The organism is Halovivax asiaticus JCM 14624 (assembly GCF_000337515.1).
In the GTDB taxonomy this organism is placed as follows: Archaea; Halobacteriota; Halobacteria; order Halobacteriales; family Natrialbaceae; genus Halovivax; species Halovivax asiaticus.
Map to the genome: position 1 here is coordinate 237,600 of NZ_AOIQ01000006.1, position 22,363 is coordinate 259,962.

Sequence of the window (22,363 nt, forward strand, 5' to 3'; positions counted from 1 at the left end):
ACCGATACCCGGTCGCACGGACGTGTATGGCAGACGACGAGACACCGCGATTCGACACGCGGACGATCCACGCTGGACAGGCGTCCGACCCGACGACCGGCGCTCGGGCCCCACCGATCTACCAGACGACGTCCTACGAGTTCGAAGACACCGATCACGCCGCCGCCCTCTTCGGCCTGGAGGAGTTTGGCAACATCTACTCGCGGATCATGAACCCGACGAACGCGATGTTAGAAGAGCGCGTCGCGAGTCTCGAAGGCGGAGTGGGTGCGCTCGCAACCGCGTCCGGGATGGCGGCCTTCGATCTCGCGACGTTCATGCTGGCGGAAGCCGGCGACAACATCGTCTCCGCCTCGTCGCTCTACGGCGGGACGTACACCTACCTCAGCCACACCGTCGCGCGCCGCGGGATCGAGACGAAATTCGTCGATACGCTCGACTACGAGGCCTACGACGCGGCGATCGACGACGACACCGCGTTCGTCCACCTGGAGTCGATCGGGAATCCCGCGCTGGTGACACCGGACCTAGAGCGGATCGCGGACATCGCCCACGATCACGATGTTCCGCTGTTCGTCGACAATACCTTCGCGACGCCGTACCTCTGTAATCCGATCGAACACGGCGCCGACCTCGTCTGGCACTCCACGACGAAGTGGCTCACCGGCGCCGGGACAACCGTCGGCGGAATTCTGGTCGACGGGGGCACCTTCCCCTGGGACGAAGGCGACTATCCCGAGATCGCCGAACCGAACCCCGCCTACCACGGCGTCAACTTCTACGAAACATTTGGCGAGCAGGCGTTCTCGATCGCCGCACGCACGCGCGGGCTGCGCGATCTCGGTAACCAGCAAGCACCGTTCGACGCCTGGAACACCCTCCAGAAGCTAGAATCGCTCTCGCTCCGGATGGGTCGCCACTGCGAGAACGCACAAATCGTCGCCGAGTATCTCGACGAGCATCCCGACGTCGCCTGGGTCACTTATCCGGGGCTCGAATCCCACGAGACGCACGACACCGCCTCCGAGTATCTGGATGGTGGCTACGGCGGCATGCTCACCTTCGGCCTCGAAGCCGGCTACGATGGCGCCGAGACCGTCTGCAACGAGGTCGAGTTGACGAGCCTGCTCGCCAACGTCGGCGACGCGAAGACGCTCATCATCCACCCCGGGAGCACGACCCACCAGCAGCTGACCGAGGACGAGCAGCTCGCGAGCGGCGTCACGCCCGATCTCGTCCGTCTGTCAGTCGGCATCGAGGACCCCGCGGACATCGTCGCAGACCTGGAACAGGCGATCGACGCGGTGTGAACGGGCGAGTCGTCGCTCGACACGGTTCAAATCGACCAGGTCAGTTGCGCGGTGGAATTGCAGAAGTCGTTTGCCGCTCACGCTCGAATCACGCCGTATGACCGCGGACGCCACCATTCGCCGCGCGACCCCCGAGGACGCCGCTGCGATCGCCGCCTGTTATCGAGACGCCTACCGCGTCGGTGCCGAGCGCGGGTTTCCGACGCGGATGACCGAGATCGGGGCCGACACGGTTCGTGAGTGGCTCGACGCCGATGCTGTCACGCTCGTCGCCGAGCCAGGCGAGACCAACGTCGGTGACGGGAGGAGTGGTGGCACGGAGCCGGACGGTAGTCAGCCGGTCGTCGGCACCGTTCGCCTGCTCGAAGAACGCGAGACGCCGTACATCGAACGGCTGGCCGTCGTCGAATCGTGGCAGGGGAGCGGACTCGGCCAACGACTGTTCGATCGGGTCGAATCGATCGCTCGATCGCGCGGCTACGACACCGCACAGTTGACGACCTACGACACGCACCCGTTCCTCCACGAGTGGTACGAAAGTCAGGGATACGAGCCGATCGAGACCCACGAGAAACCGGATCGGCCCTTCGATTACGTGACGATGGAGCGGCGATTCGAGTGAGGAAGCACACCGGACGATCGGTATCGATCGACGACGACCGAGTGACGGCGACCGAGCGACGGCGTCCCGGCCCTACACGACGCGGTTTCGCATCTCTTCGGGCGTCCCGGCGACGAAATGGTCGTAATTCTCGATGAAGATTTCGGCGACGCGATCGTAGTAGTGCGGCGTCGAACCCGAGACGTGTGGCGTCACCAGCACGTTGGGAAGATCCCACAGCGGCGAGTCGTCGGGCAAGGGTTCGGTCGAGAAGACGTCGAGTGCCGCACCGGCGAGGCGACCCTGCTGGAGGGACTCGACGAGGGCATCCTCGTCGACCACGTCGCCTCGGGCAATGTTGACGACGACCGCGTCGCGCGGCATCGTTCGCATCGCCGACCGATCGATCAGGCCGCGCGTCTCGTCGGTGAGCGGGCAGGCGACGACGAGATAGTCGGTCTGGCGAAGGACCGCGTCCAGTTCGTCGGCCGGATAGACTTCGTCGACGGCGTCGGGCGCAGTCGACGGATCACGTTTCGTCCCGACGACGTGACAGCCGACGGCCGCGGCGAGTTCGGCGATCCGACCGCCGATCGCACCCAGACCGACGATCCCGACGGTCTTGCTCGCCAGTTCGCCGCCGCTCTCGCGGAGCCAAAGTCCCTCGCGCTGGCGATCCCGGGCGGCGAAGAGGTCGCGCTCGATGCCGAGCATGGCCCCGAGTGCCCACTCGGCGATCGGCTGCGCGTGGACGCCCGAGGCCGTCGTGAGGGTGATCCCGGCTGCCTCGAGGGCGTCCAGATCGTAGTGATCGTAGCCGGCCGTCGATCCCTGCACCCACCCCAAATTCGAGGCACGATCGAGCCACTCCTCCGGAACGCTCGGTGAGAGTGCCGCCGTCGCCGTTTCGATACCCGAGAGCGTTTCGTCGGGCGTAGTCGCGACGGTCACGTCGGCGTCGTCGAGTTCGTCGAACCGGACGGCGAGGCGCTCGCGATCCGCCCGGTCGTAGCGGTGGGGAATCAGAATCTCGTGACTGCTCATGTCCGTGGTGGAGACAGGCGATCAAGTCGACTCTTTCGATCCCGGCGCGTTCGGGCCGATGGGCCGACGCAGCGCGACGAACTCGTACGCGAATGGCCACTCGTACGCAGGACGAGTTTTCGCGATCAGAACGGGTACTGTCTCGGTTCGCGCTGTATCGAGATCCACTTGGTCGTCGTCAGTTCGTCGAGGATCGAGTCGGCGTTGTAGCGCCCGAGGCCGGAGTGCTTCATCCCGCCGAAGGGAACGTGCGGTTCGTCGTTGATCGGCTGGTCGTTGATGTGAATCATGCCCGTCTCGATGCCGTCGGCGATACGTCGCGCCTGCGCCTCGTCGTCGGAGTGAACGGAGCCCGACAGACCATGGATGGTGTCGTTCGCGAGGTCGATCGCCTCGGCGTCATCGGCGTACGGGATGATGGGCGCGATGGGCCCGAAGTGTTCGTTACACGCGGCGGCCATGTCGTTGCTCGCGTCGGAGAGGACCGTCGGTTCGACGAGCAACCCGTCACTCTCGCCGCCAGTCTCGACGGTCGCGCCGGCGTCGACGCTCTCCGTGACGAATTCGAGCATCTGGTCGCGCTGGCTCTCGTCGATGATCGGCCCGATAACCGTCTCCTCGTCACGCGGATCGCCGGCCGGCAGATTCGCCGCACGATCCGCGAGGGCGTCGACGTACTCGTCGTACAGCGATTCGTGGACCAGGTGGCGATTGATCGAGATGCAGGCCTGTCCCTGGTGGAGGAAGGAGCCGAAGACGCCGCCGTCGACCGCCCGATCGAGGTCGGCGTTCTCGGTGACGACGTGGACGTTGTTCCCGCCGAGTTCGAGGGCGGGAAGCGCGGTATTGCCGGCCGCCTTCCGCGCCACCCGCTGACCGATCTCCGTCGATCCGGTGAACGCCAGGACGCGTGGCGTCTCGTGCTCGGCCACGGCGTCACCGATCTCGGACCCCCGGCCCGGAACGACGTTCAGGACGCCGTCGGGGAGGCCGGCCTCGTCGAAGAGACGGGCGAGCAAAAGGCCGCCGGTGATCGGCGTGTTCGAGGCGGGTTTCAGGACGACCGCGTTCCCCGCTGCTATCGCCGGTGCCACGGCGCGCATCGAGAGGTGAAAGGGGAAGTTCCACGGCGAGATCACGCCGACGACACCCACTGGCACGCGTTCGACGACGTTCTCCTTTCCGGGGACGATCGAGTCGCGGTGCTGGCCCGTCATCGTGAACGGGTAACTCGCCGCCTGCTGCATCATCCCCTTCGCCGTCTGCAACTCGGCGACCGCCTTGACCGACGCACTGCCCGATTCGATCGCCAGCAGTTCGACGACGTCGTCCCAGTGATCTTCGAGTAATCGGAGCGCGCGAGTGACGACGCCGGCGCGCCGCTGCGGCGGTTGCTCGGCCCAGGACCCCTGGGCCCGCTCCGCAGCCCGATAGGCCTCGTCGACGTCGTCCGGCGTCCCCGCGGAAACACGTGCGATCGTGTCGCGGGTATACGGGTTCGTGACGTCGATTGTGTCACGGTCATCGCGGTCGATCCACTCGCCGTCTCTGTAGAGTGCGGTCCAGCCGGAATCGGGTGACAGGGGAAGATCCGCCATACGGACCCCACCCCGCCCGAGCAGATAATCGGCGGACCGGCGCACGCAACCGGCCGAAAGCGACGGGCGGGGTCGCCACTACAGTTCCGCATTCGGCATGAGGAACGAAAGCGAGACGTACACGACTGCGGCGACGAGAAGGCCAATCGGAAGAGCCGGGACGAGCGACTGCTCGACGAAGAGGTAACTCAAATACGAAAGTCCCCCGGCAGAAAGCGCAAACCCGGCGGCCAGACGGTGAAATCCGCGGAACGGGTGGCGATCTGTGTCGGATTCCATCCCCTGGAGTCCGCCGTCTACGGTGGAACTTGCGACGAACAGCGGTAGAAACAGGAAGACGCCAGTTCCAACGAAGAGACCGGCAAGCGCCCCCAGGAACGGATCGTCAAGCACGAAAAATCCGACGGCGCCGAACGCGACGACGTCCATGAGGCCGAACGCTGCCCCCAGCAGGTTCGGCGTGAGTGGGCCGTCTTCGAAGGAAGTCTGTCCCTCCGTCGTCTCTGCTGACGAGTTCATACGTTCCCGTCGAGAAGACTGACGCATAATTCTACCTACTCGGGTCGAAAATCCGTGCTGCCCTGTCCCGGACACCAGCTATCGGACCAGAAACGAACGAGCCAAAACGCCAGTTCTCACTCACCCGTACGGAAGGAGAGATCCAGCGAGGGAGCGGAGTGCGTGAGACTCCCCATCGAGACCACGTCCACGCCCGTCGCCGCGTAGTCGGCGACCGTCTCCATCGTAATCCCGCCGCTCGCCTCGGTCAGGGTGTCGTCGTGACCGGCTTCGGCGAGTCGATCGAGCGCGTTCCGGACGGTGTCCGGATCCATGTTGTCGAGAAGGACGATATCCGCTCCGGCGGCCGCGGCTCTCGGTGCGTCCGCCGGCGTCTCGACTTCCACCTCGAGTTTGGTCGTGAATGACACGCGGTCGTCGAAGTGCTCGACTGCCTTCTCGAGGCCCATCTCGGTGATGTGATTGTCCTTCACCATCACCGCGTGTGAGAGATCGAGGCGATGCGTGTCGCCGCCGCCCGCGACGACGGCCCGCTTCTCGAGTCCCCGTAACCCGGGCGTGGTTTTGCGGGTGGCGGCGACGCGGGCCGATTCGTCGGCCTGTCGAGCGAGTTCGACTGTCCGGTGCGTGCGAGTGGCGATCCCCGACGCGTGTCCGGCGACGTTGACGGCGACGCGCTCACCCCTGAGAACGTCGCGTGCGGGGCCCTCGACCGAAAAAATCGTCTCTCCGGCGTCGAACGACGTCCCGTCGGCGACGCGATCGGTCACGTCGACGTCCAGATACTCGAAGACACGCTCGGCAGCGTCGAGGCCGGCCGCGACGCCGGCCGCTTTCGCGACGAGGCGCCCGGTGGTCTCGCCGGGGACCTGATTCGTCACGTCGTGATGACCCAGGTCCTCCCGGAGCCAGCCCTCGATCTGGGAATCGGTGATCATTGCGTCGGTGAGGGGTTCGCCGGCAGCCGTTTATCGCCACCGGTTTTGTCGTGTAGCGACCCCCGTTCTCCGAGGCGCCGTGGAGCGTCGATCACTCGAACGGTACAGATTTCATCCTCGGGCGAGAAGTGACGGGAAATGCGTCGGGGACGGCGAACACGACGGCAGTTCGTTCGAGCGGGGGCGGCCGCCCTCGGCGCCACGCTCGCCGGGTGTTCGAATCGGAACCCGACCCCCACGTCCGAGCAGTTTCGGTTCGAGGGCGTCGGCGACGGGTTCGTCGAGCGGACCGAGACGGTCTACGACCGCCTGACGGACATCGTCGGGGCGTCGATACACGAACGGACGACGATCGAGCGCATCACACCCTCGGAGATGCGAGAGCGCGCCGAGACCTATCCGGTCGTCGGCGGATCGAGGACCCAGAAACTCGCCTATCGGGCGCTCGGACTCACGGAGCGACTGGATGCAGACCGGTCGTTCGAGTTCGCGGGTTCCTACGATCCGGCGTCGACGACGATCCGACTGGTCGGGACGGACGACGCAGCCATCGACGATCAATTACTCGCGCACGAGCTCTTCCACGCGATCCAGTTCCAGACTGGGAGCCTCGACGAGTGGAACCGCAGCTGGTCGGTCGGCTTCGACCGCTACAGCGCTCAGCAGGCGGTCGTCGAGGGGACAGCGATGTTCGTCGAAGACGAGTACGTCGACGGCTGCGGCGGAGACTTCGCTCACTGTCAACTCGCAGACCCCACCCGCATCAGTCCAGGATCGCTCGACCCGGCACTCTTGCTCCAGTACGGCTCGTACTTCAACGGCTACGACTTCGCGTCGGCCCTCGCGGCCCGCGGCGGCTGGGAGCAAATCTGGGCGAGTCACGACGACCCACCCATCTCCTCGGGGCAGATCCTGCATCCGGCGTGGTATCCGGATCGACATCCCGAACCGGTTACGGCCCCATCAGAACCGGGTGACGGCTGGACCCTGCTCGACACCGAGCGGCTCGGGATGCAGGCACTCTTTACGACCCTTTGGCAGGCGGGCGCCCTTCCCACCGAGGCGGTCTACACTCGCAGTCCGGAGGCGACGGACGAGGTGTACGCCTCGCTGATCCGCTACCGCGCTCCCGTGACCGACCAGTGGCGCGGGGACGCGTTCACCGGGTTCGAACGCGACGATGGCGCCTACGGGTGGTACTGGCGGATCCGGTTCGCCGACACTGCGGCCGCCGAAACTGGCTTCGAGCACGTCCGTCACTGGGCCGAATCACGCGGGGCCCAGACGGACCGCGAAAACGTCTGGACCAGCGACGGTCGCTACGAAGCGATCGGACTGGACGACGAGGACGTGCTCGTATGGATGGCACCTGAACTCGCTGATTTCGCCGCTCTCGCTCCCGAGTACTGGGAGTAACGAATCGGGAATGGAGTCGACGAGCTACTGTCGACAGCTGGTATCCCGTCGCTCGTTGCGGAAACTGATGACAGAGAAGTGCTCGCCGGTGGTTACTGGCCCGGGGCTTCGTTTGCCACCGAGTCGTCGACGACGTGGTGACAGCCGACGGATTCAGGGTTCTCACGAGCGGCCTGGGCGATCAGCAGGGCAGTCACACAGGCGTTGCGGAGTTCGTACAGCGACCGGGAGGTACGTGTCCTGGTGTATGCGTCGACCTCGCCCTTGAGACGCCGGAACACGCTCCCGGCCCGGGCGACGTCGTCGAGGTCGCGTTCGAGACCGAGTGACGCGTCCATCGTCCGGCGCAGTCGGGTGAACTTCTCGCCGGCGAATCGTGCCGGAAGTTCGGGGTCAGTGTTTCTGAGTTCCGGCGGATCGACGGTCTCGGGGCCAACCGGCTCGACGGAGCCGGCGTCCGCCGCGGTCTCGCCCGATCGGAGCCCCCAGACCAGCCCTTCGAGGAGACTCGTGCTGGCCAGGCGATTCGCCCCGTGAACGCCCGTCCGGGAACACTCGCCGACTGCGAAGAGATTTGCGAGCGACGTCCGGCCACGATCGTCGACGTGGATACCGCCGCAGAGGAAGTGTTCACACGGCGCGACCGGAATGCGCTCGGACTCGATACCGCGATCCACACACTTGCTGGCCAGATTCGGGAACGCATCGGCGAACGGTTCCGCGAGCGTACTCACGTCCAGGAACACCTCACCGGTCCGGTCACGTTCGTCGGCGACGGCCCGCGCGACGACGTCGCGCGGTGCGAGTTCGGCGTCCGGATGAACGTCGGGCATGAATCTCTCCTCATCAGCGTTCAGCAGGTGAGCGCCTTCGCCCCGGAGGGCCTCCGAGAGCAAGAACGGATCTTCGCCCGCGTAGGCCGTCGGGTGAAACTGGACGTACTCCATGTCCGCGACATCGGCCCCGGCCAGTGCGGCCATGGCGATGCCGTCCCCCGTCGCGCCGTCCGGGTTCGTCGACCGACCGTAGAGCGAGCCGATGCCGCCGGTCGCGAGGATCGTCCGCGTCGCGTAGATCGGATGGCCGGAGGGGGTTTCGTCGGTCAGGACGCCGTGGACCGCCCCCTCGTGAGTGAGCAGATCGAGCGCGGCAGTGTCGTCGCGAACGTCGATCCGGTCGTGGTCGTCGACGTACTGCAAGAACGGCCGGAGAATGTGCGTTCCCGTCGAGGCGTCGACGTGGAGGATCCGCTCGGTGGAGTGGGCCGCCTCGCGCGTGTAATCGAACTTCTCCCCCTCGCGGTCGAAATCGACGTCGAGCGTGTCGACGAGGACGTCCTGGACGGCCTCGTCGGCGTTCTCCACCAGGACGTCGACCGCCGCGTCGTCGGCAGTTCCGGCACTCGCTGCGAGCACGTCCTGCTTGAGCGATTCCGGATCACCTCGTGTGGTCGAGATGCCTCCCTGTGCCCAGTCGGTACTCGCTTCGTCCGGCCGGCTGGCCTTCGTCAACAGACAGACCGCAGCACCGTCCCGGGCCGCGCCGAGCGCGGCGGCACAGCCGGCGATCCCGGAACCGACGACGAGAACGTCCGTCCGATCGTCCGTCTCCGCAGTCGGTGCAGCCGCGGGGTCGTCGTTCACCATCGACTCAGACCTCCAGCATCCGTTCGAGGGCGACGCCAGCGAGTTCCTTCTCGTCGGCCGCGACCTCAATGACGTTTCGTTCCCGACCCGCTACTAATTCTTCCAAGACCCAGGCAAGGTAGTTCGGATCGATCTGGCGCATGGCGTTGCAGTCCATGCAGGCGTCGCCGCACAGCGGGAGCACCTCGACCTCGGGATGCCAGCGCTGGAGGTGCTCGGTCAGGTGGATCTCGGTGCCGATCGCCCACGTCTCGCCAGGATCCGCTGTCTCGATCGTCTCGCAGATGGTACTCGTCGAACCGACGACGTCGGCAGCTTCGACGACCTCGCGACGACACTCCGGATGGACGACGACCCGGGCGCCCCGGTGGTCCTCGCGCACCTGTTCGACGTGTTCGGCGGTGAAGCGCTCGTGGACCTGACAGTAGCCGTCCCAGCAGATGATGTCGGACTCGACGACCTCGTCCGGGTCCTTCCCCGCAGGGTCCCAGGGATCCCACGTCGCCACCTCGTCCTCCATCCCGAGTCGGTGAGCCGTGTTCTCTCCGAGGTGCTTGTCCGGCAGGAAGAGCACCTTGTCACCGCGTTCGAACGCCCATTCGAACGCGCGGTGGGCGTTCGAGGAGGTACAGACGAGGCCGCCCTGACTCGCACAGAATGCCTTCAGGTCGGCGTAGGAGTTCATGTACGTGATCGGGATGATCTCCGCGTCGGGTGCGGCGGCCGTGATCTCGGCCCACGCGGCATCGACCTGCAGGGCCTCGGCCATCCCCGCCATCGGGCACGACGCTTCCATACTCGGAAGGATCACGGTCTGGTCGTCGTCCGTGATGATATCCGCGGACTCGGCCATGAAGGTGACGCCGCCGAAGATCACGTACTCGGCGTCGGCCTCGGCGGCTCGTTTCGACAACTCGTAGGAGTCCCCGACGAAATCGGCGTGTTCGACGATCTCTCGACGCTGGTAATTGTGTCCCAGGACGACGGCTTCGTCGCCGAGTTCGTCGAGCGCCGCTTCGATGCGCGGCGTGCGCTCGGATTCCGACAACGTTCGATACTCCGGGGGGAGCTGTTCTAAGGTGTCGTACTTGAACAGGCTCAAATCCGTCTCGATATCCGCTGTATCCATCGTAACCATGGGGCCACCAGGTGATACCACAGGGTCAGGGCGCATCCATGAAAAGATTTTATCTTCAATCGGCGGTTTCGAGTGAGGTTGTGCAAACAGTTACCGGACGGCCGACGCAGGCCGGTGTCCGTAGGTTCCCGAGGCTACCGATGAGAGACGGGCGTTTGGACTCCCCCTTCTCGACCCGAGCCAGTGGCTGCCCGGCAATACGCACAATCTCGGCTGTCTCCGTACATTTTAATAACAGCGCCCCCGAGTATTAGCATATGACAGTTGTTAGCGTCTCGATGCCGGACGAACTCTTAGACCGGTTGGACCAATTCGCCGACGAACACGGGTACACGGGCCGAAGCGAGGTCGTTCGAGAAGCATCACGCTCACTCCTCGGCGAGTTCGAAGAAACCAGACTCGAGGATCGGACGCTCATGGGCGTCGTCACCGTCCTCTTCGATTACGAGACGACCACGGTCGAAGAGCGGATGATCTCGCTGCGCCACGAGTACGAACAACTCGTGACATCGAACTTCCACAGTCACGTCGGCGATCACTTCTGTATGGAGCTGTTCGTCCTCGAAGGGCAGCTAGAAGAGATTTCCACGTTCGTCGGTAAAATTCGCGCGACCAGCGACATCCTCACCGTCGATTACTCGGTCCTTCCGGTCGACGACGTCGATCCGCTGCAGACGGGATCGACGTGAGACCGGAACAGACAGGCGCTCCCGCTGGGTGATTGCCAGACCAGTGGAGTGGGTTCATCACGGTGCCGGCTGTAGTGGACGGACGAACGTGTCGGGTGTAATGGACCGGCGACGGGGCTGGAATGCGATCGTGAGCAGAAAGACTCTTTTTCCGGACGCGAGTCGATACGAACGACAATGGAGCGTCCCTACGAGGTTCTCGGTCTCTCATCGGACGCGTCGCTCGCGACGGTCCGACAGCGGTATCGGGCGCTCCTGACCGAGCACCACCCGGATCAGGGTGGCTGCCGCGAGCAGTTTCTCGAACTCAAAGCGGCCTACGAGTCGATCACCGGCGAACAACCGCCCGATCACTCGACGTCACAGACGATGGCCGTGGACACGCGATCACCGGACGCCCCGACCTTCGAAATCGAGGCGGAATCGTCCCCCACGCGACCCCTGTCCGTGACAGGCGACCTCCTCGCACTCGCACTCGTGGGGTTCGACGAGGCGGTCGACATCTCTCGCCTCGTCGAGACACCGGGGACCAGACCGGCGCTCGAACGAGCCGTCGCGGCCTTCGAGGTCAGAAACACGACCTCCCAGCCCCGGCAATGGCGTGGCCCATCGCAGACGCGCTTTATCGGCACCGACGGCTTCATGTACGAGGCCTCGACCCTCCTCACGCCGGGGCGAACGTCACTTCCCGAGACGTGGTGGCCAGGGTCGGCGGTGCTCGAACCGGGCACGGGAGTACGTGCGATCGTCGTCGCAAATCAGCTGCCAGCGTCGGTTACCGTCGACCGCGTGGTCTACACCCAGCACGGATCGACAGGCGGAGAACCGACGACCGAACGCTATCGGTTCGACCTGACTCGCGAAGCACGCAAACGACTCGATCACCTTCCCTTCGAACTCGAAGCCGAATGAGTCGCGCCACGGAAGGCAAGAGGGAAAGCGATCGACTCGAAAGAACCACGTAATGAGTACTGTCCGACTTCGCGAGTGGATCCGCACCCGGACGGCGGCGAGTACGATCGTCCTGACCGTACTCGGGTACGGACTCGTCCTCGGAACTTTCCTCCTCGACGTACCGATCTACCCGGATCTCACCCAGGGCCAGACCAACTTCCTCACGCACGCAATCGCCGTCATCAACGCGACGACGACCGCCCTGCTGATCGCGGGTTGGTACTGGATCCGGAACGGTCGGGTGAACGCACATCGACGCGCCATGGCCGGCGCCTTCGGGACGATCTTGCTGTTCTTGGTCGTCTACCTCCTCAAAGTGGGCGGTGGCGGGACGAAGTACTTCGAGGGGCCCGACCCCGCGTACTACGCGTACCTCCTCATGCTCGCCGTCCACATCGTGCTATCGATGGTCGCGGTGCCGGTCGTCCTCTACGCGCTCTTGCTCGGCCTGACCCGGACGCCAGCGGAGTTGCGTGACAGCATCCACGCTCGCGTCGGTCGAGTCGCCGCCGGATCGTGGATCCTGAGTCTCGTCCTCGGAATTGTGACGTACCTCATGCTCAACCACATCTGGGGATACACGTTCTGACCGAAACGGCCACCTGATCCCACCGAACGCTTCGACGCGCAGCCGACTCACGATTCAGTCTGCGGAATCGACCGGGCACCGATCCAGAACAGGACGAGCGACGCGCCCGTGAGGACGAGCAGGTTCCCGATCACCGGGTCGAAGCCGAGAACGGGGCCGTAGTCGGCTGCCGGATACGTCGCCGCCCGAACCCCGCGAGCGAAGTACGAGAGCGGTGAGAGATCGACCAGCGGGAGGAACCACGCGGGCAGCTGCGACGGATTCACGAACGTCGCGGAGAGAAAGAGCACCGGCAACCCGATCGCGTTGCTCGCCGCCACGGCGCCGTCCTGCGATTCGGTGTAGCTCCCGAGGGCTGCACCCAGTCCGCAGAAGCCGACGACGCCGACGAGAACGTACACGAGTAACAGCGGCGAGAGCGCGACGGTCGCACCGGTGAGAGCGACGACAAGCACGAGGATCAGCGCGGCCGCGATCGTGATGATGACCGCGTTGACGATCGTCTGCGCCAGGAGCCACTCGGTGCGTCCGAGCGGCGTCGTCGCGAGCTTCTCGAATCGGTTGCCCTCCCGATGGCGAGCCACCTCGCTGCTCATCCGGGAGAGGGGCGTAAAGAGCACGACGGTGGCGAGGTAGCCGGGGACGTAGTAACCCGCCGGTTCCGCGAACAGCCCGCCACTGCCCGAGCTGGTCCGAACGAGCGCCCCGAAGATGATCACGAGGATCGCCGGGAAGAAGAACGTGAAGAAGACGGCCGTCCGCCGCCTGACGAACGCCCGCCAGCCGGCACTCACCGCACCGCGGATCCGGCGAACGCGTGCGGCGGGCGAGTCGACGGCCGTCACGGTCGACCACCTCCCACATCGGAGATCGGCGGATTCGACGTCACACTCGCCTCACCAGCGACCGACTCGGGACCGCCCGTCACGGCATCGGTCTCCGCGTCCGCGAGCGCGTAGTAAACAGCTTCGAGGCCAGGTTCCGTCCAACGGAGGCCGGTGTACTCGATTCCTGCCGTCGACAGGTCGTCCGCCACCGACCCGATGTCGGTTGGATCGACGTCGTGGACGACCAGGCGCGATCGGTCACGCTCGATCCGGTTGGGGAGTGTTTCGCGCGCTGTAGCGACGAGATCAGCCGCCGTCATCGGGGACTCGGTATCGGTCTCCGTCTCGGCCAGGTCGACCACGAGCCGGTCCGACCCGGCGTGGCGATCGACGAGCGCGGCCGGCGACCCAACGTCGAGAACGGTGCCGTCGGCGAGCAGGCCGACACGATCTGCCAGTCGCTCGGCCTCCGCCATGTCGTGGGTCGTGAGAAGGACGGTCGTGCCATCAGCCGCGAGGTCCTCGATCAACCGGTGGATCGTCCGTCGACCGGCGGGGTCGATCCCCGTCGTCGGTTCGTCGAGCACGAGCACGTCAGGGTCGTTGAGCAGCGTGCTCCCGACGCACGCACGGCGCTGCTGGCCCCCGGAGAGGTTCTCGTACCACGTCTCCGCCGAGTCTGCGAGCCCGACCTCGGCCAGTACGGTGTCGGGATCGCGCGACTCCGGATACAGCGACGCGTAGTAGGCGAGTAGTTCGCGTGCGCTCAGTCGGTCGGGCGGCGAGAACGACTGGGGGAGCACGCCGAGGCGGCTGGCGTCGACGTCGGCAGGTGCGGTCCCGAGCACGGAGACCGAGCCCGAATCTGGGGAGACGGTTCCGGTGAGCGCTCGAACGAGTGTCGTCTTGCCGGCGCCGTTCGGCCCGATGAGCGCGAACACCTCGCCCGCGTCGATCGAGAGCGACGCGCCGTCCAGGGCGACCGTCTCGCCGTACCGCTTGGCCACGTCCTCGGCCACGACGACCGGATTCATGCGCCGGGGTACGCAACCGGCCGGGGTAAGGCGTTCGATTCCGGGACTCGATCGAGGAACCGATGGCCAGTCCTGATCGGACCTATTCCCCATGGCAGGCCCAACCGATATGCGTCGGCCCGTGGTCGACGCTGTCACCATGACGAACGTCGGCTATACCCTGTCCAGCGAGGAGCACGGCCCGGACGCATTGATCGAACAGGCCAGGCGCGCGGAAGCGGCCGGGTTCGACTTCGTCTCGATCTCCGATCACATCCACCCGTGGGTGACAGCCCAGGGCGAGTCACCGTTCGTCTGGACGACCCTCGGCGGTATCGCCACTGCAACTGACGAGATCGACGTCGGCGTCGGCGTCACCTGCCCGACCATGCGCATCCATCCGGTGAACGTCGCCCACGCCGTCGCCACCGTCGCCGTCCTCCTTGGCGATCGGTTCACGTTCGGCGTCGGGACGGGAGAAAACCTGAACGAACACGTGACCGGCGAACGCTGGCCAGAGCACGCGGTCCGACTCGAGAAGCTGGCGGAAGCGCTCGACGTGATGCGGTCGCTCTGGACCGGTGAGAACACGAGTCACCGCGGTGACCACTACACGGTCGAGAACGCGAAACTGTTCACCTGCCCCGACGAGCAACCCACGACCGTCGTGAGCGCGTTCGGCCCGAAAGCGGCCCGATGGGCGGCCGACCACGGCGACGGGCTCTGGTGTTCGGGCCCGAAGGGAGACGTCGTCGACGCGTTCGAGAACGCTGGCGGTTCAGGACCCCGGATCACCCAGCTCCACGGCTGTTACGCCGAGAGCGAGTCCGCGGCAGTCGACACGATCTACGAGACCTGGCCGAACGGTTCGCTCCCGGGCGAACTGGGCCAGGAACTCCCCACGCCGAAACACTTCGAACAGGCCGCGGCCATGGTCGACCGCGACGACATCGCCGAGTCGGCGACGCTCACCGATCCCGATCCGGAACCCTGGATCGACTCGTTCGAGACCGCCGTCGACGCCGGCTTCGACCACGTTTACTTCCACCAGATCGGCCCCGACCAGGAAGCGTTCTTCGAGTTCTTCGAAGACGAACTGGCACCGAAACTCGGCTGAGAGCGAGGCGTGATGGAGGTCGGGACGCCATCCGATTTCCCCGTCGTCCAGTTCCCATGGACCCCTGCCAGCGGCGCACCACCGTCGCCGGCGTTTATTACTCGGAGTGGTGTAGACCGACCGCATGGGGCGTGGCGATCCCGCGCGAACCCGACGCAACTACCTCGCGACCGTCGGGGCGACGGCTACGGCCGTCGGATTGAGCGGGTGTACCGGCGGCGAGCCCCAGCCGCCGAACGAATCGACGAACGAGACCGCGCCCGTGTCCGACGAGCGACCGGTTTTCCCCGGGTACGAGACGACGCCGGTGACCGTCTCGACGCCGGACGGGGAGCGGCTGGGATCCGTCACAGCCGCGGTCGCTGACACGGACGAGTTGCGGCAGCTGGGCCTGAGCGCCACCGAGTCCCTCGCCGACGACCACGGGATGCTCTTCATCTTCGACCGCGTCGCCGACCGGACCTTCGTCATGCGTGAGATGGACTTCGGGATCGACATCGTCTACGCCGACGCGTCGGGGACGATCACGCAAATTCACCGTGCACCGGCCCCCGACCCCGACGAGGACGGTGAGGAACATCGCTATCCTGGTCGAGGCCAGTACGTCCTCGAAGTGACACTCGACTGGACGACCGAGCGGGATGTCGAATCCGGCGATCGGCTCGACTGGGGTAAGTGACACACCGATATCGGCGTCGCTTCTCCCGGCCGAGACGGCGGCCACGGGTGGAACCGCACGCCACGAGCAGGGAGTGTTCCGCCACCCGAGGGGTTTTTTCGGTGCCGATGAAACACCCACCCGCCTATGGAGTACGTCACGCTCGGCAACACCGGCACGACGGTATCGCGACTCTGCTTCGGCACCTGGCGCTTCGGCAAGCGCCACGGTGACGAGGTCGAAACCACGAAGGAGGAAGCCCACGACCTCCTCAACGCCGTCGCGGACCACGGAATCAACTTCATCGACACGGCGAACGTCTACGGCGATCCCGACGGCACGAGCGAGGAGTGGATCGGCGAGTGGCTGGAGGGCCGAAACCGTGAGGACTTCGTCCTCGCTTCGAAGGTCTACTTCCCGTTCGACGGCTGGGGCGAACCCGGTCCGAACGACTCCGGGCTCGGACGCAAGCACATTCGCCGTCAGATCGAGGGGACGCTCGATCGGCTCGGAACGGACTACCTCGACCTCTATTACATCCACCGCTGGGACGACGAGACACCCATCCGCGAGACCATGCAGACGCTGACGGAGCTCGTCCGCGAGGGGAAAGTCAACTACCTCGGCGCCTCGTCGATGGCCGCCTGGAAGTTGACCAAGGCGCTGTGGACCAGCGACGTCGAGGGGTTGGAGCGCTTCGACGTCACCCAGCCGATGGTCAACGCCGCTCACTACGATCAGGTCGGGGACTACCTCGATCTCTGTGCCGATCAGGACCTCGCCGTCTGCCCCTACTCGCCGCTGGCCGGCGGCTTCCTCACCGGGAAGTACGACCGCGCCGACGACGGCTCCGTCGAAGCCCCGGACGGGTCGCGCGCGACGCTCGAAGATCGCTTCGGCGAGTACTACGCGACCGACACCGCCTGGAACGTCCTCGACGCGGTCGAGGCCGTCGCCGACGAACGGGACGCGACGCCCGCGCAGGTCTCGCTGCGCTGGCTGATGGACCAGGATCGATTCACCTGCGTGCCGATCGTCGGCGCGCGGACGCCCGAACAACTCGAGGAAAACGTCGGTGCCGTGGACGTCGAACTTACCGACGACGACTTCGACCGGATCGCCGACGCTCGGCAGTAACAACCGCTACGGGTTTTCTTTGCCTCGTTTCGAGCGTCGATCGTCACCGGTGGGCTTGGCTTACAGGACGAGCATCGCGTCGACGAGAATCGAGACGAGGACGGCACCGAGGAAGGCGTTCGAGGCGTGGAAGGTGCGCATCGCTGCGCGTTCAGTCTGGGTGAAGTGTAGTTCCACGGCTGCCCAGAGGAAGATCGCCCCGAAGACGGCGACGGCTCCCGCGTAGATGGCGCCGAGGTCGGTGACCCAGGCGAGTCCGGCGGCGCCGACGAGGGTCGCTCCGAGGTAGTAGACGATGTGTTTTCGCGTGACAGTTTCACCGCGAACGACCGATAGCATCGGAAAACCGCCACGCTCGTAGTCGTCGCGGTAGGCCAACGCCAGGTTGTAGAAGTGCGCCGGCGTCCAGAGGAAGATAAGTCCCGCGAGCGCGAGGGCGGGGACGCCGATCTCGTTCGTGACGGCCGCCCACCCGATGAGCGCCGGGAGCGCGCCGGCGAAGCCACCGATGACCGTATTCTGGACCGTATTGGGTTTCAACACTAGCGTGTAGACGACGCTGTAGAAGGCGATCGCGAGCAGTCCGAGTGCGGCCGCGAGGACGTTGACGGTGAGAAAGACCGAGAGCGAGGCGCCCGCGAGGAGGAAGCCGAACAGGATGGCGTTTCTGACCGGGACGAGATCCAGCGCCAGGGGTCGATCGGACGTCCGATTCATCCGTCGATCGACGTCTCGTTCGAGGACGTGATTGAACGTGCCCGACGCCCCGATCGCGAGAACCCCGCCGGCAAGTGTCGCAACGACGGTCCCCGCGTCGAGAGCAGGGCCGGCGGCGAGTGCCATCCCAGCCGCGGCGACGAGACAGAGGAGCCACATCAATCGCGGTTTGGTCATCGAGAGATAGGCTTTCGCGAGGAGGCGAACGCGTCCGAGGCGGCTCTCGGGGAGTGATCGTCCGGCCGTTTCCGCGGCATCGACTACGGGTTCAGCGGGTGTCGTGGCGACGGAACGGTCGATCGACTCCGCCGTTCCCGTGGCCAGTTCCAGGTCCCAGGCGAGTGCGAGGACGACGGCACCGAAAACGACCACGCCGAGCGCGAGGTGGAGGCCGGGAACGATCGCGTCAGGCCCCATCGTCGCCGTCACGGCGCCGACGGCGATCTGCACGCCGTAGAGGACGAGTCCGAGCGAGAGTGTGTAGCGAACACGTCGAGAGCTGTCCCCGAGCCAGGCGACCGCCGTCGAGACGAGAACGAGGCCGGCGACGACAAGTGCGGCGATCCGGTGTCCCAGGGCGATCGCCAGTTCGGTCTCGGTAATCGGATCGACCGGCTGGCCACACCCGGGCCAGGTCGAACACGAGGCAGCGGCCTCGGTGATCGACGTCGTCGCCCCAACGAGAATCAGTAGATAGACGCCAAGGGCCGTCGCCGTGAGGAGCCCCGTAAATCGCGAGGTGCTCTCGATCGGCGACGGGAAACGGGCTGAAGTCACGGTTCGTGCCGAATACTTCGGCCGGCGTTACTTAGGGGTCCCGCTTTCGTGGCGGCGGTCTCGACCAAAGTGGTGGGTAGCTCGTGGGTGACACTACATTCCCATGTCGCTGGCCGGGTCCGGAATCGGCAGTGCAGTTGGCGCGACAGCGAGGCGCTCTCCGACGTGATCGAGCGCCATGTCGAATCCGTAATAGCGTTCGAGTTCGTCTCCGTCGGACGCCGTACGGACCTTCAACATCGCGTATCCGTCGATGTTCTGGGCGACGGCCGCCGTCCCGTCTCCCGATTCGTCCTCAAATGTGAGAATCCGCTCGTCGTCGGTCTCGTGGTACCTCGCGACGATCCCATGTGCCCGTTTCGTGACCGCGTCGTCGGTCATACGTTCTCGTCACTCGCCGAGGTACGGGAACCTGTCGATAGCCGGCGGACACTCGATCGAGCGGGCGGTCGCGATCGGGCGAAACCGAAACACCCGACACGACGCTCGCGTGAGAGTCCCGTATGTCCAGGTGGCTCCAGAGCGGCCGGCGGCGCGACATCTGTTACCTGCTCGCCGGCTCCGAAGAACGGCGTGGCCAACAGGTGAAATCCGCCCTCGAATCACACTACGAGCAACGGATCGATCCGAGCGGCTTCTACGGCTCGCTCTCCGCACTGGTCGACGCCGGATTCGTCGAAAAGCGCACGGACGGCCTCCACGACGTGTACACACTCACCGACGCCGGCCAGGACCGACTCGACGAACACGTCTCGTGGCTCACGGAACAGACAGCGTGACCGACACGCACGGCGCATCCTCACCGGGAAAGATAGAACGGACCAACCGGAAAACGCGATTCGACGATCGACGCGTCAGTCGAACTCGAAGGCTGCCGACGCGTTACTCCGGCGCTTGTTGAACGGTTTTGGGAAGAAGCCGTCGAAGTCGATGGCGACTTTGTCCCGGACGAATTCGGTGAGCAGCGCCCTGTCGTCGAAGTGAAGCAGGTTCGCAACCGCGAGCGGATTGCCGTTGTTCAGCTTCCGCATCGTCGCCTCGTCCATCCCGTGGAGGTCCTCCATGAACCGATCGTATCGATCGTTGTCGGCCAGATAGAGCAGTTCGGTCATCAGGAGGCGCCGCCGCTGGTTGGGTGCGACGTCTCGATGCCAGAGCCGATCGTAGATGCTCATCTGCTCGGCGCTCGTGTCGGTCATCCCCTTGTCGAGGGCAGCTTCGACGGTGATGGCGGCTGCGCGTGCCGACTTCATACCTTTGTGGATTCCCTCCCCCCAGATCGGATCGATAGAGGGGACCGTGTCGCCGATGGCCATGAACCGATCCGTCGAGAGGTCGCCGGGCATCTGGATGTGGGCCGAACCGCGGTGCTGGACACCTTCCTTGCGCTCGGCGTCGGCAAAGCGGGGGTCCCTATCGAGCCAGTACTCCATGTAGTCGTCGACCGAGAAGCCATCACGGGCGTTCTGTCTGTGACTGTCGTTCTGGATGTAACAGAGGCCGACCTTGGCCTCGTCCGCCCCGGTGTGGAAGATCCAGGAGTAGCCGCCCGGAGCGAGGTCGTGATCGAGCCGGAGCATCATCGCGTCGGAGAGGTCACCGAAGTCTGGGTGATTCAGGTCGACGCCGGTGAGTTCGTACTCGATGCCGATGGCGTGGTTTTCCCGTTCGAGTTTGCTCACGTTCAGCGCTTTCGCGAGCGGTGCGCTGGGGCCCGTCGCGTCGATCGTGATCTCGGCGCGTACTTCCTCGGATCCGTTGTACTCGACGCCCGCGATCTGGCCGTTCTCCATCACGGGGCCGGTAACGCGTGCATCGAACCGGTACTCGGCGCCCGCTTCGCGTCCGTCCTCGACGAGCCACTGCTTGAAGTCGGCAAATTCGAGGACCGCACCCGGATGGTGTCGCGTGTAGTGATTGTTCGGCGACTCGAGAACGACCTTGTCGGTGAAGTTCATCACCACGTCGTCGGGGACGCCGAACGAGGTGATCATCGACGGGAACGTTCCGGCCGTCGACTTGTTACTCGTCGTGGGGAAGGCGTCCTCGCTCTCCGTCTCGAGGACGACCACGTCGTACCCCCGTGTCGCCAAGTCGCGCGCACACTGGGCGCCAGCGGGCCCAGCGCCCGCCACGATTACGTCGTACTGTTCGCTCATTAGCGAATACTTATCCAGCCTGTATAATGAGTCTTGGTGAATCGATCCGGGATCCTGTTCGTCACTGCAGCAAGAATGCCAGTCGCTACGGAGGCTTCTCGGCAGGTTTCACGCTCCGGTCCAGCCCCGACACCAATCGTTTTTCTGTCACTTTTGCCCCCCGACGAAGACAGTTTCCGAGCCCCAGCCGGAGCGTCGAGGCCAACCGATCGCCCATTCGAACAATCGTTCGGCTCTCCCGAGCAGTCGATCGGCTCTCGAAGCAATCGACTCAGTCGTCCAGTCGATCGGCTCTCCTGAACGGTCGACCAGCTTACTCGAGCAGTCGATCGCCGATCGTGTTCCGCAGGACTTCGCTCGTTCCCTCGTAGATCTCGTTGAGTTTCGCGTCGCGGTAGAAGCGTTCGGCGGGGAAGTCCTTCGTATAGCCGTAGCCGCCGTGGATCTGGATGCCCTCGTTGGCCACCTCTCGCGAGACCTCGCTGGCGTAGAGTTTCGCTTGTGCAGCCTCCTTGATGTACTCCTCGCCGCGAATCTTGTTGTCCGCCGCCTTGTGCATCAGGAGTTTCGCGGCCTGAATCTTCGTGTCCATGTCGGCGAGTTTGTGCTTGATCGCCTGGAACTCCCCGATCGGCTGGCCGAACTGTTCGCGGTCGGATGCATAATCGCGAGCCTCCTCGAACGCCGCCCGGGCGATGCCGACCCCGCGAGCGGCGATCGTGATACGGCCGCCGTTCAGCGTCTTGAGTGCCTGCACGAACCCATCACCCTCGTCCCCGAGGCGTCGGTCGGCTGGAATCTCCAGGTCGTCGAACCTGAGTTCGGCGGTCGGACAGCCCTTGTCGCCGAGTTTGTCCTCCGTTCCCTCCACGTAGAAACCGTCGTCTTCCGACGGGCGGACGACGAACGACGAGATGCCTTTGTTGCCCGCTTCGGGATCGGTCTTCGCGAAGACGGTGACCGTCTCCGCTTCGGATCCGTTCGAGATCCAGAGCTTACCGCCGTTCAGGCGGTAGGCATCCGGCTCAGCGTCGGCGTGGTCGGCACCGTCGCCGACCGGCTCCGCGGTGGTCTCCATCGCGGGGACGTCGCTTCCCGCACCGGGCTCGGACAGCGCAAATGCGCCGACATCCTGCCCCTCCGCAAGCGGCGTCAGGTACTGTTCTTTCTGGGACTCGTCCCCGAACTCGTAGAGCATGTTCCCCGCCAGTGAGGTATGCGCGGCGACGATAGTTCCGAGTCCGCCGGAGCCGCGAGAGATCTCTTCGAGCCCGATCGCGTAGGAGTGGTAGTCGAGTCCGGCGCCACCGTACTCCTCGGGGAACGGCATCCCCATCAATCCAAGTTCGCCCATTGCGGTGACGAGATCGTGAGGGAACGCGTCCTCGTGGTCGATTTCGGCTGCGCGTGGGACGACCTCCTCGTCGACGAACTCCGCGACCATGTCACGGATCTGTTGTTGCTCCGGTGAGAGCGTGAAATCCATACGCCCGGTAGCGGGCCGCTCTCCTTTACA

At 65.1% G+C, this 22,363-nt stretch carries 22 protein-coding genes; 10 read left to right on the plus strand and 12 right to left on the minus strand.

What is annotated here, in order from left to right:
* The first annotated feature begins 26 nt into the window (after positions 1-26).
* Both C479_RS02220 and C479_RS02225 read left to right on the plus strand, forming a co-directional pair.
* On the plus strand, positions 27-1,310 hold the full coding sequence (locus tag C479_RS02220; protein ID WP_007697222.1) for an O-acetylhomoserine aminocarboxypropyltransferase/cysteine synthase family protein: 1,284 nt from the start codon (positions 27-29) through the stop codon (positions 1,308-1,310).
* Positions 1,311-1,407: 97 nt separating this feature from the next.
* Entirely contained in the window at positions 1,408-1,932 is a 525-nt protein-coding gene (locus C479_RS02225) for a GNAT family N-acetyltransferase (protein WP_007697225.1), read from the plus strand.
* A gap of 72 nt (positions 1,933-2,004) precedes the next feature.
* Here C479_RS02225 and C479_RS02230 read toward each other — a convergent pair whose 3' ends face one another.
* The 4 genes from C479_RS02230 to nadC form a co-directional block, all read right to left on the minus strand.
* Positions 2,005-2,955, minus strand: coding sequence for a D-2-hydroxyacid dehydrogenase (locus tag C479_RS02230; protein ID WP_007697227.1), 951 nt, complete (start codon positions 2,953-2,955; stop codon positions 2,005-2,007).
* Positions 2,956-3,080: 125 nt separating this feature from the next.
* Positions 3,081-4,553 carry an aldehyde dehydrogenase family protein gene (locus tag C479_RS02235; protein ID WP_007697230.1) on the minus strand — a complete coding sequence of 491 codons (1,473 nt, stop codon included), beginning with the start codon at positions 4,551-4,553 and terminating at the stop codon, positions 3,081-3,083.
* A gap of 78 nt (positions 4,554-4,631) precedes the next feature.
* Positions 4,632-5,072, minus strand: coding sequence for a hypothetical protein (locus tag C479_RS02240; RefSeq protein ID WP_007697233.1), 441 nt, complete (start codon positions 5,070-5,072; stop codon positions 4,632-4,634).
* A gap of 116 nt (positions 5,073-5,188) precedes the next feature.
* On the minus strand, positions 5,189-6,010 hold the full coding sequence (gene nadC / locus C479_RS02245; RefSeq protein ID WP_007697236.1) for a carboxylating nicotinate-nucleotide diphosphorylase: 822 nt from the start codon (positions 6,008-6,010) through the stop codon (positions 5,189-5,191).
* Between the two features lie 138 nt (positions 6,011-6,148).
* Between nadC and C479_RS02250 the strand changes: the two genes are divergently transcribed.
* Entirely contained in the window at positions 6,149-7,426 is a 1,278-nt protein-coding gene (locus C479_RS02250; RefSeq protein WP_007697238.1) for a hypothetical protein, read from the plus strand.
* A gap of 92 nt (positions 7,427-7,518) precedes the next feature.
* On the opposite strand, the gene C479_RS02255 is transcribed toward C479_RS02250, so the two are convergent.
* Together C479_RS02255 and nadA are read right to left on the minus strand one after the other, a co-directional pair.
* On the minus strand, positions 7,519-9,072 hold the full coding sequence (locus C479_RS02255; protein ID WP_007697241.1) for an L-aspartate oxidase: 1,554 nt from the start codon (positions 9,070-9,072) through the stop codon (positions 7,519-7,521).
* A 4-nt stretch (positions 9,073-9,076) separates the two neighbouring features.
* A complete protein-coding gene (nadA, locus tag C479_RS02260; protein WP_007697244.1) occupies positions 9,077-10,210 on the minus strand; it encodes a quinolinate synthase NadA in 1,134 nt (377 codons plus the stop codon).
* 257 nt (positions 10,211-10,467) lie between these two features.
* Between nadA and C479_RS02265 the strand changes: the two genes are divergently transcribed.
* From C479_RS02265 to C479_RS02275, 3 genes are all read left to right on the plus strand, one after another.
* Entirely contained in the window at positions 10,468-10,899 is a 432-nt protein-coding gene (locus tag C479_RS02265; protein ID WP_049907013.1) for a CopG family ribbon-helix-helix protein, read from the plus strand.
* A gap of 177 nt (positions 10,900-11,076) precedes the next feature.
* On the plus strand, positions 11,077-11,811 hold the full coding sequence (locus tag C479_RS02270) for a J domain-containing protein (RefSeq protein WP_007697250.1): 735 nt from the start codon (positions 11,077-11,079) through the stop codon (positions 11,809-11,811).
* A 52-nt stretch (positions 11,812-11,863) separates the two neighbouring features.
* Positions 11,864-12,442 (plus strand): DUF420 domain-containing protein, encoded by a 579-nt coding sequence (locus tag C479_RS02275; protein ID WP_007697253.1) that lies wholly within the window; start codon positions 11,864-11,866, stop codon positions 12,440-12,442.
* A 47-nt stretch (positions 12,443-12,489) separates the two neighbouring features.
* Here the strand turns inward: C479_RS02275 and C479_RS02280 are convergent, their stop codons facing one another.
* Entirely contained in the window at positions 12,490-13,287 is a 798-nt protein-coding gene (locus C479_RS02280) for an ABC transporter permease (protein ID WP_007697256.1), read from the minus strand.
* Positions 13,284-14,303 (minus strand): ABC transporter ATP-binding protein, encoded by a 1,020-nt coding sequence (locus tag C479_RS02285; RefSeq protein ID WP_007697259.1) that lies wholly within the window; start codon positions 14,301-14,303, stop codon positions 13,284-13,286. Before C479_RS02285 ends, C479_RS02280 begins: the two co-directional genes overlap by 4 nt.
* Positions 14,304-14,442: 139 nt before the next feature.
* Here C479_RS02285 and C479_RS02290 point away from each other — a divergent pair, with 139 nt between their 5' ends.
* The 3 genes from C479_RS02290 to C479_RS02300 all read left to right on the plus strand — a co-directional run bounded on the left by C479_RS02290 (position 14,443) and on the right by C479_RS02300 (position 17,194).
* Positions 14,443-15,399 (plus strand): TIGR03557 family F420-dependent LLM class oxidoreductase, encoded by a 957-nt coding sequence (locus C479_RS02290; protein WP_049907044.1) that lies wholly within the window; start codon positions 14,443-14,445, stop codon positions 15,397-15,399.
* A 124-nt stretch (positions 15,400-15,523) separates the two neighbouring features.
* Positions 15,524-16,078 (plus strand): DUF192 domain-containing protein, encoded by a 555-nt coding sequence (locus tag C479_RS02295; protein WP_007697264.1) that lies wholly within the window; start codon positions 15,524-15,526, stop codon positions 16,076-16,078.
* Positions 16,079-16,204: 126 nt separating this feature from the next.
* Positions 16,205-17,194 (plus strand): aldo/keto reductase, encoded by a 990-nt coding sequence (locus tag C479_RS02300; RefSeq protein ID WP_007697266.1) that lies wholly within the window; start codon positions 16,205-16,207, stop codon positions 17,192-17,194.
* A gap of 60 nt (positions 17,195-17,254) precedes the next feature.
* On the opposite strand, the gene C479_RS02305 is transcribed toward C479_RS02300, so the two are convergent.
* Complete coding sequence (locus C479_RS02305) at positions 17,255-18,688, minus strand: heme o synthase (RefSeq protein ID WP_007697269.1); 1,434 nt, start codon at positions 18,686-18,688, stop codon at positions 17,255-17,257.
* 93 nt (positions 18,689-18,781) lie between these two features.
* Positions 18,782-19,069, minus strand: a complete 288-nt coding sequence (locus C479_RS02310) for a DUF7111 family protein (protein ID WP_007697271.1) — start codon at positions 19,067-19,069, stop codon at positions 18,782-18,784.
* A gap of 122 nt (positions 19,070-19,191) precedes the next feature.
* Between C479_RS02310 and C479_RS02315 the strand changes: the two genes are divergently transcribed.
* Positions 19,192-19,467, plus strand: coding sequence for a PadR family transcriptional regulator (locus C479_RS02315; protein ID WP_007697273.1), 276 nt, complete (start codon positions 19,192-19,194; stop codon positions 19,465-19,467).
* 75 nt (positions 19,468-19,542) lie between these two features.
* Here the strand turns inward: C479_RS02315 and C479_RS02320 are convergent, their stop codons facing one another.
* Both C479_RS02320 and C479_RS02325 read right to left on the minus strand, forming a co-directional pair.
* A complete protein-coding gene (locus C479_RS02320; RefSeq protein ID WP_007697275.1) occupies positions 19,543-20,847 on the minus strand; it encodes a digeranylgeranylglycerophospholipid reductase in 1,305 nt (434 codons plus the stop codon).
* Positions 20,848-21,160: 313 nt separating this feature from the next.
* Positions 21,161-22,333: an acyl-CoA dehydrogenase gene (locus tag C479_RS02325; RefSeq protein WP_007697277.1), complete on the minus strand. Its 1,173-nt coding sequence runs from the start codon at positions 22,331-22,333 to the stop codon at positions 21,161-21,163.
* Between the last annotated feature and the right edge of the window lie 30 nt (positions 22,334-22,363).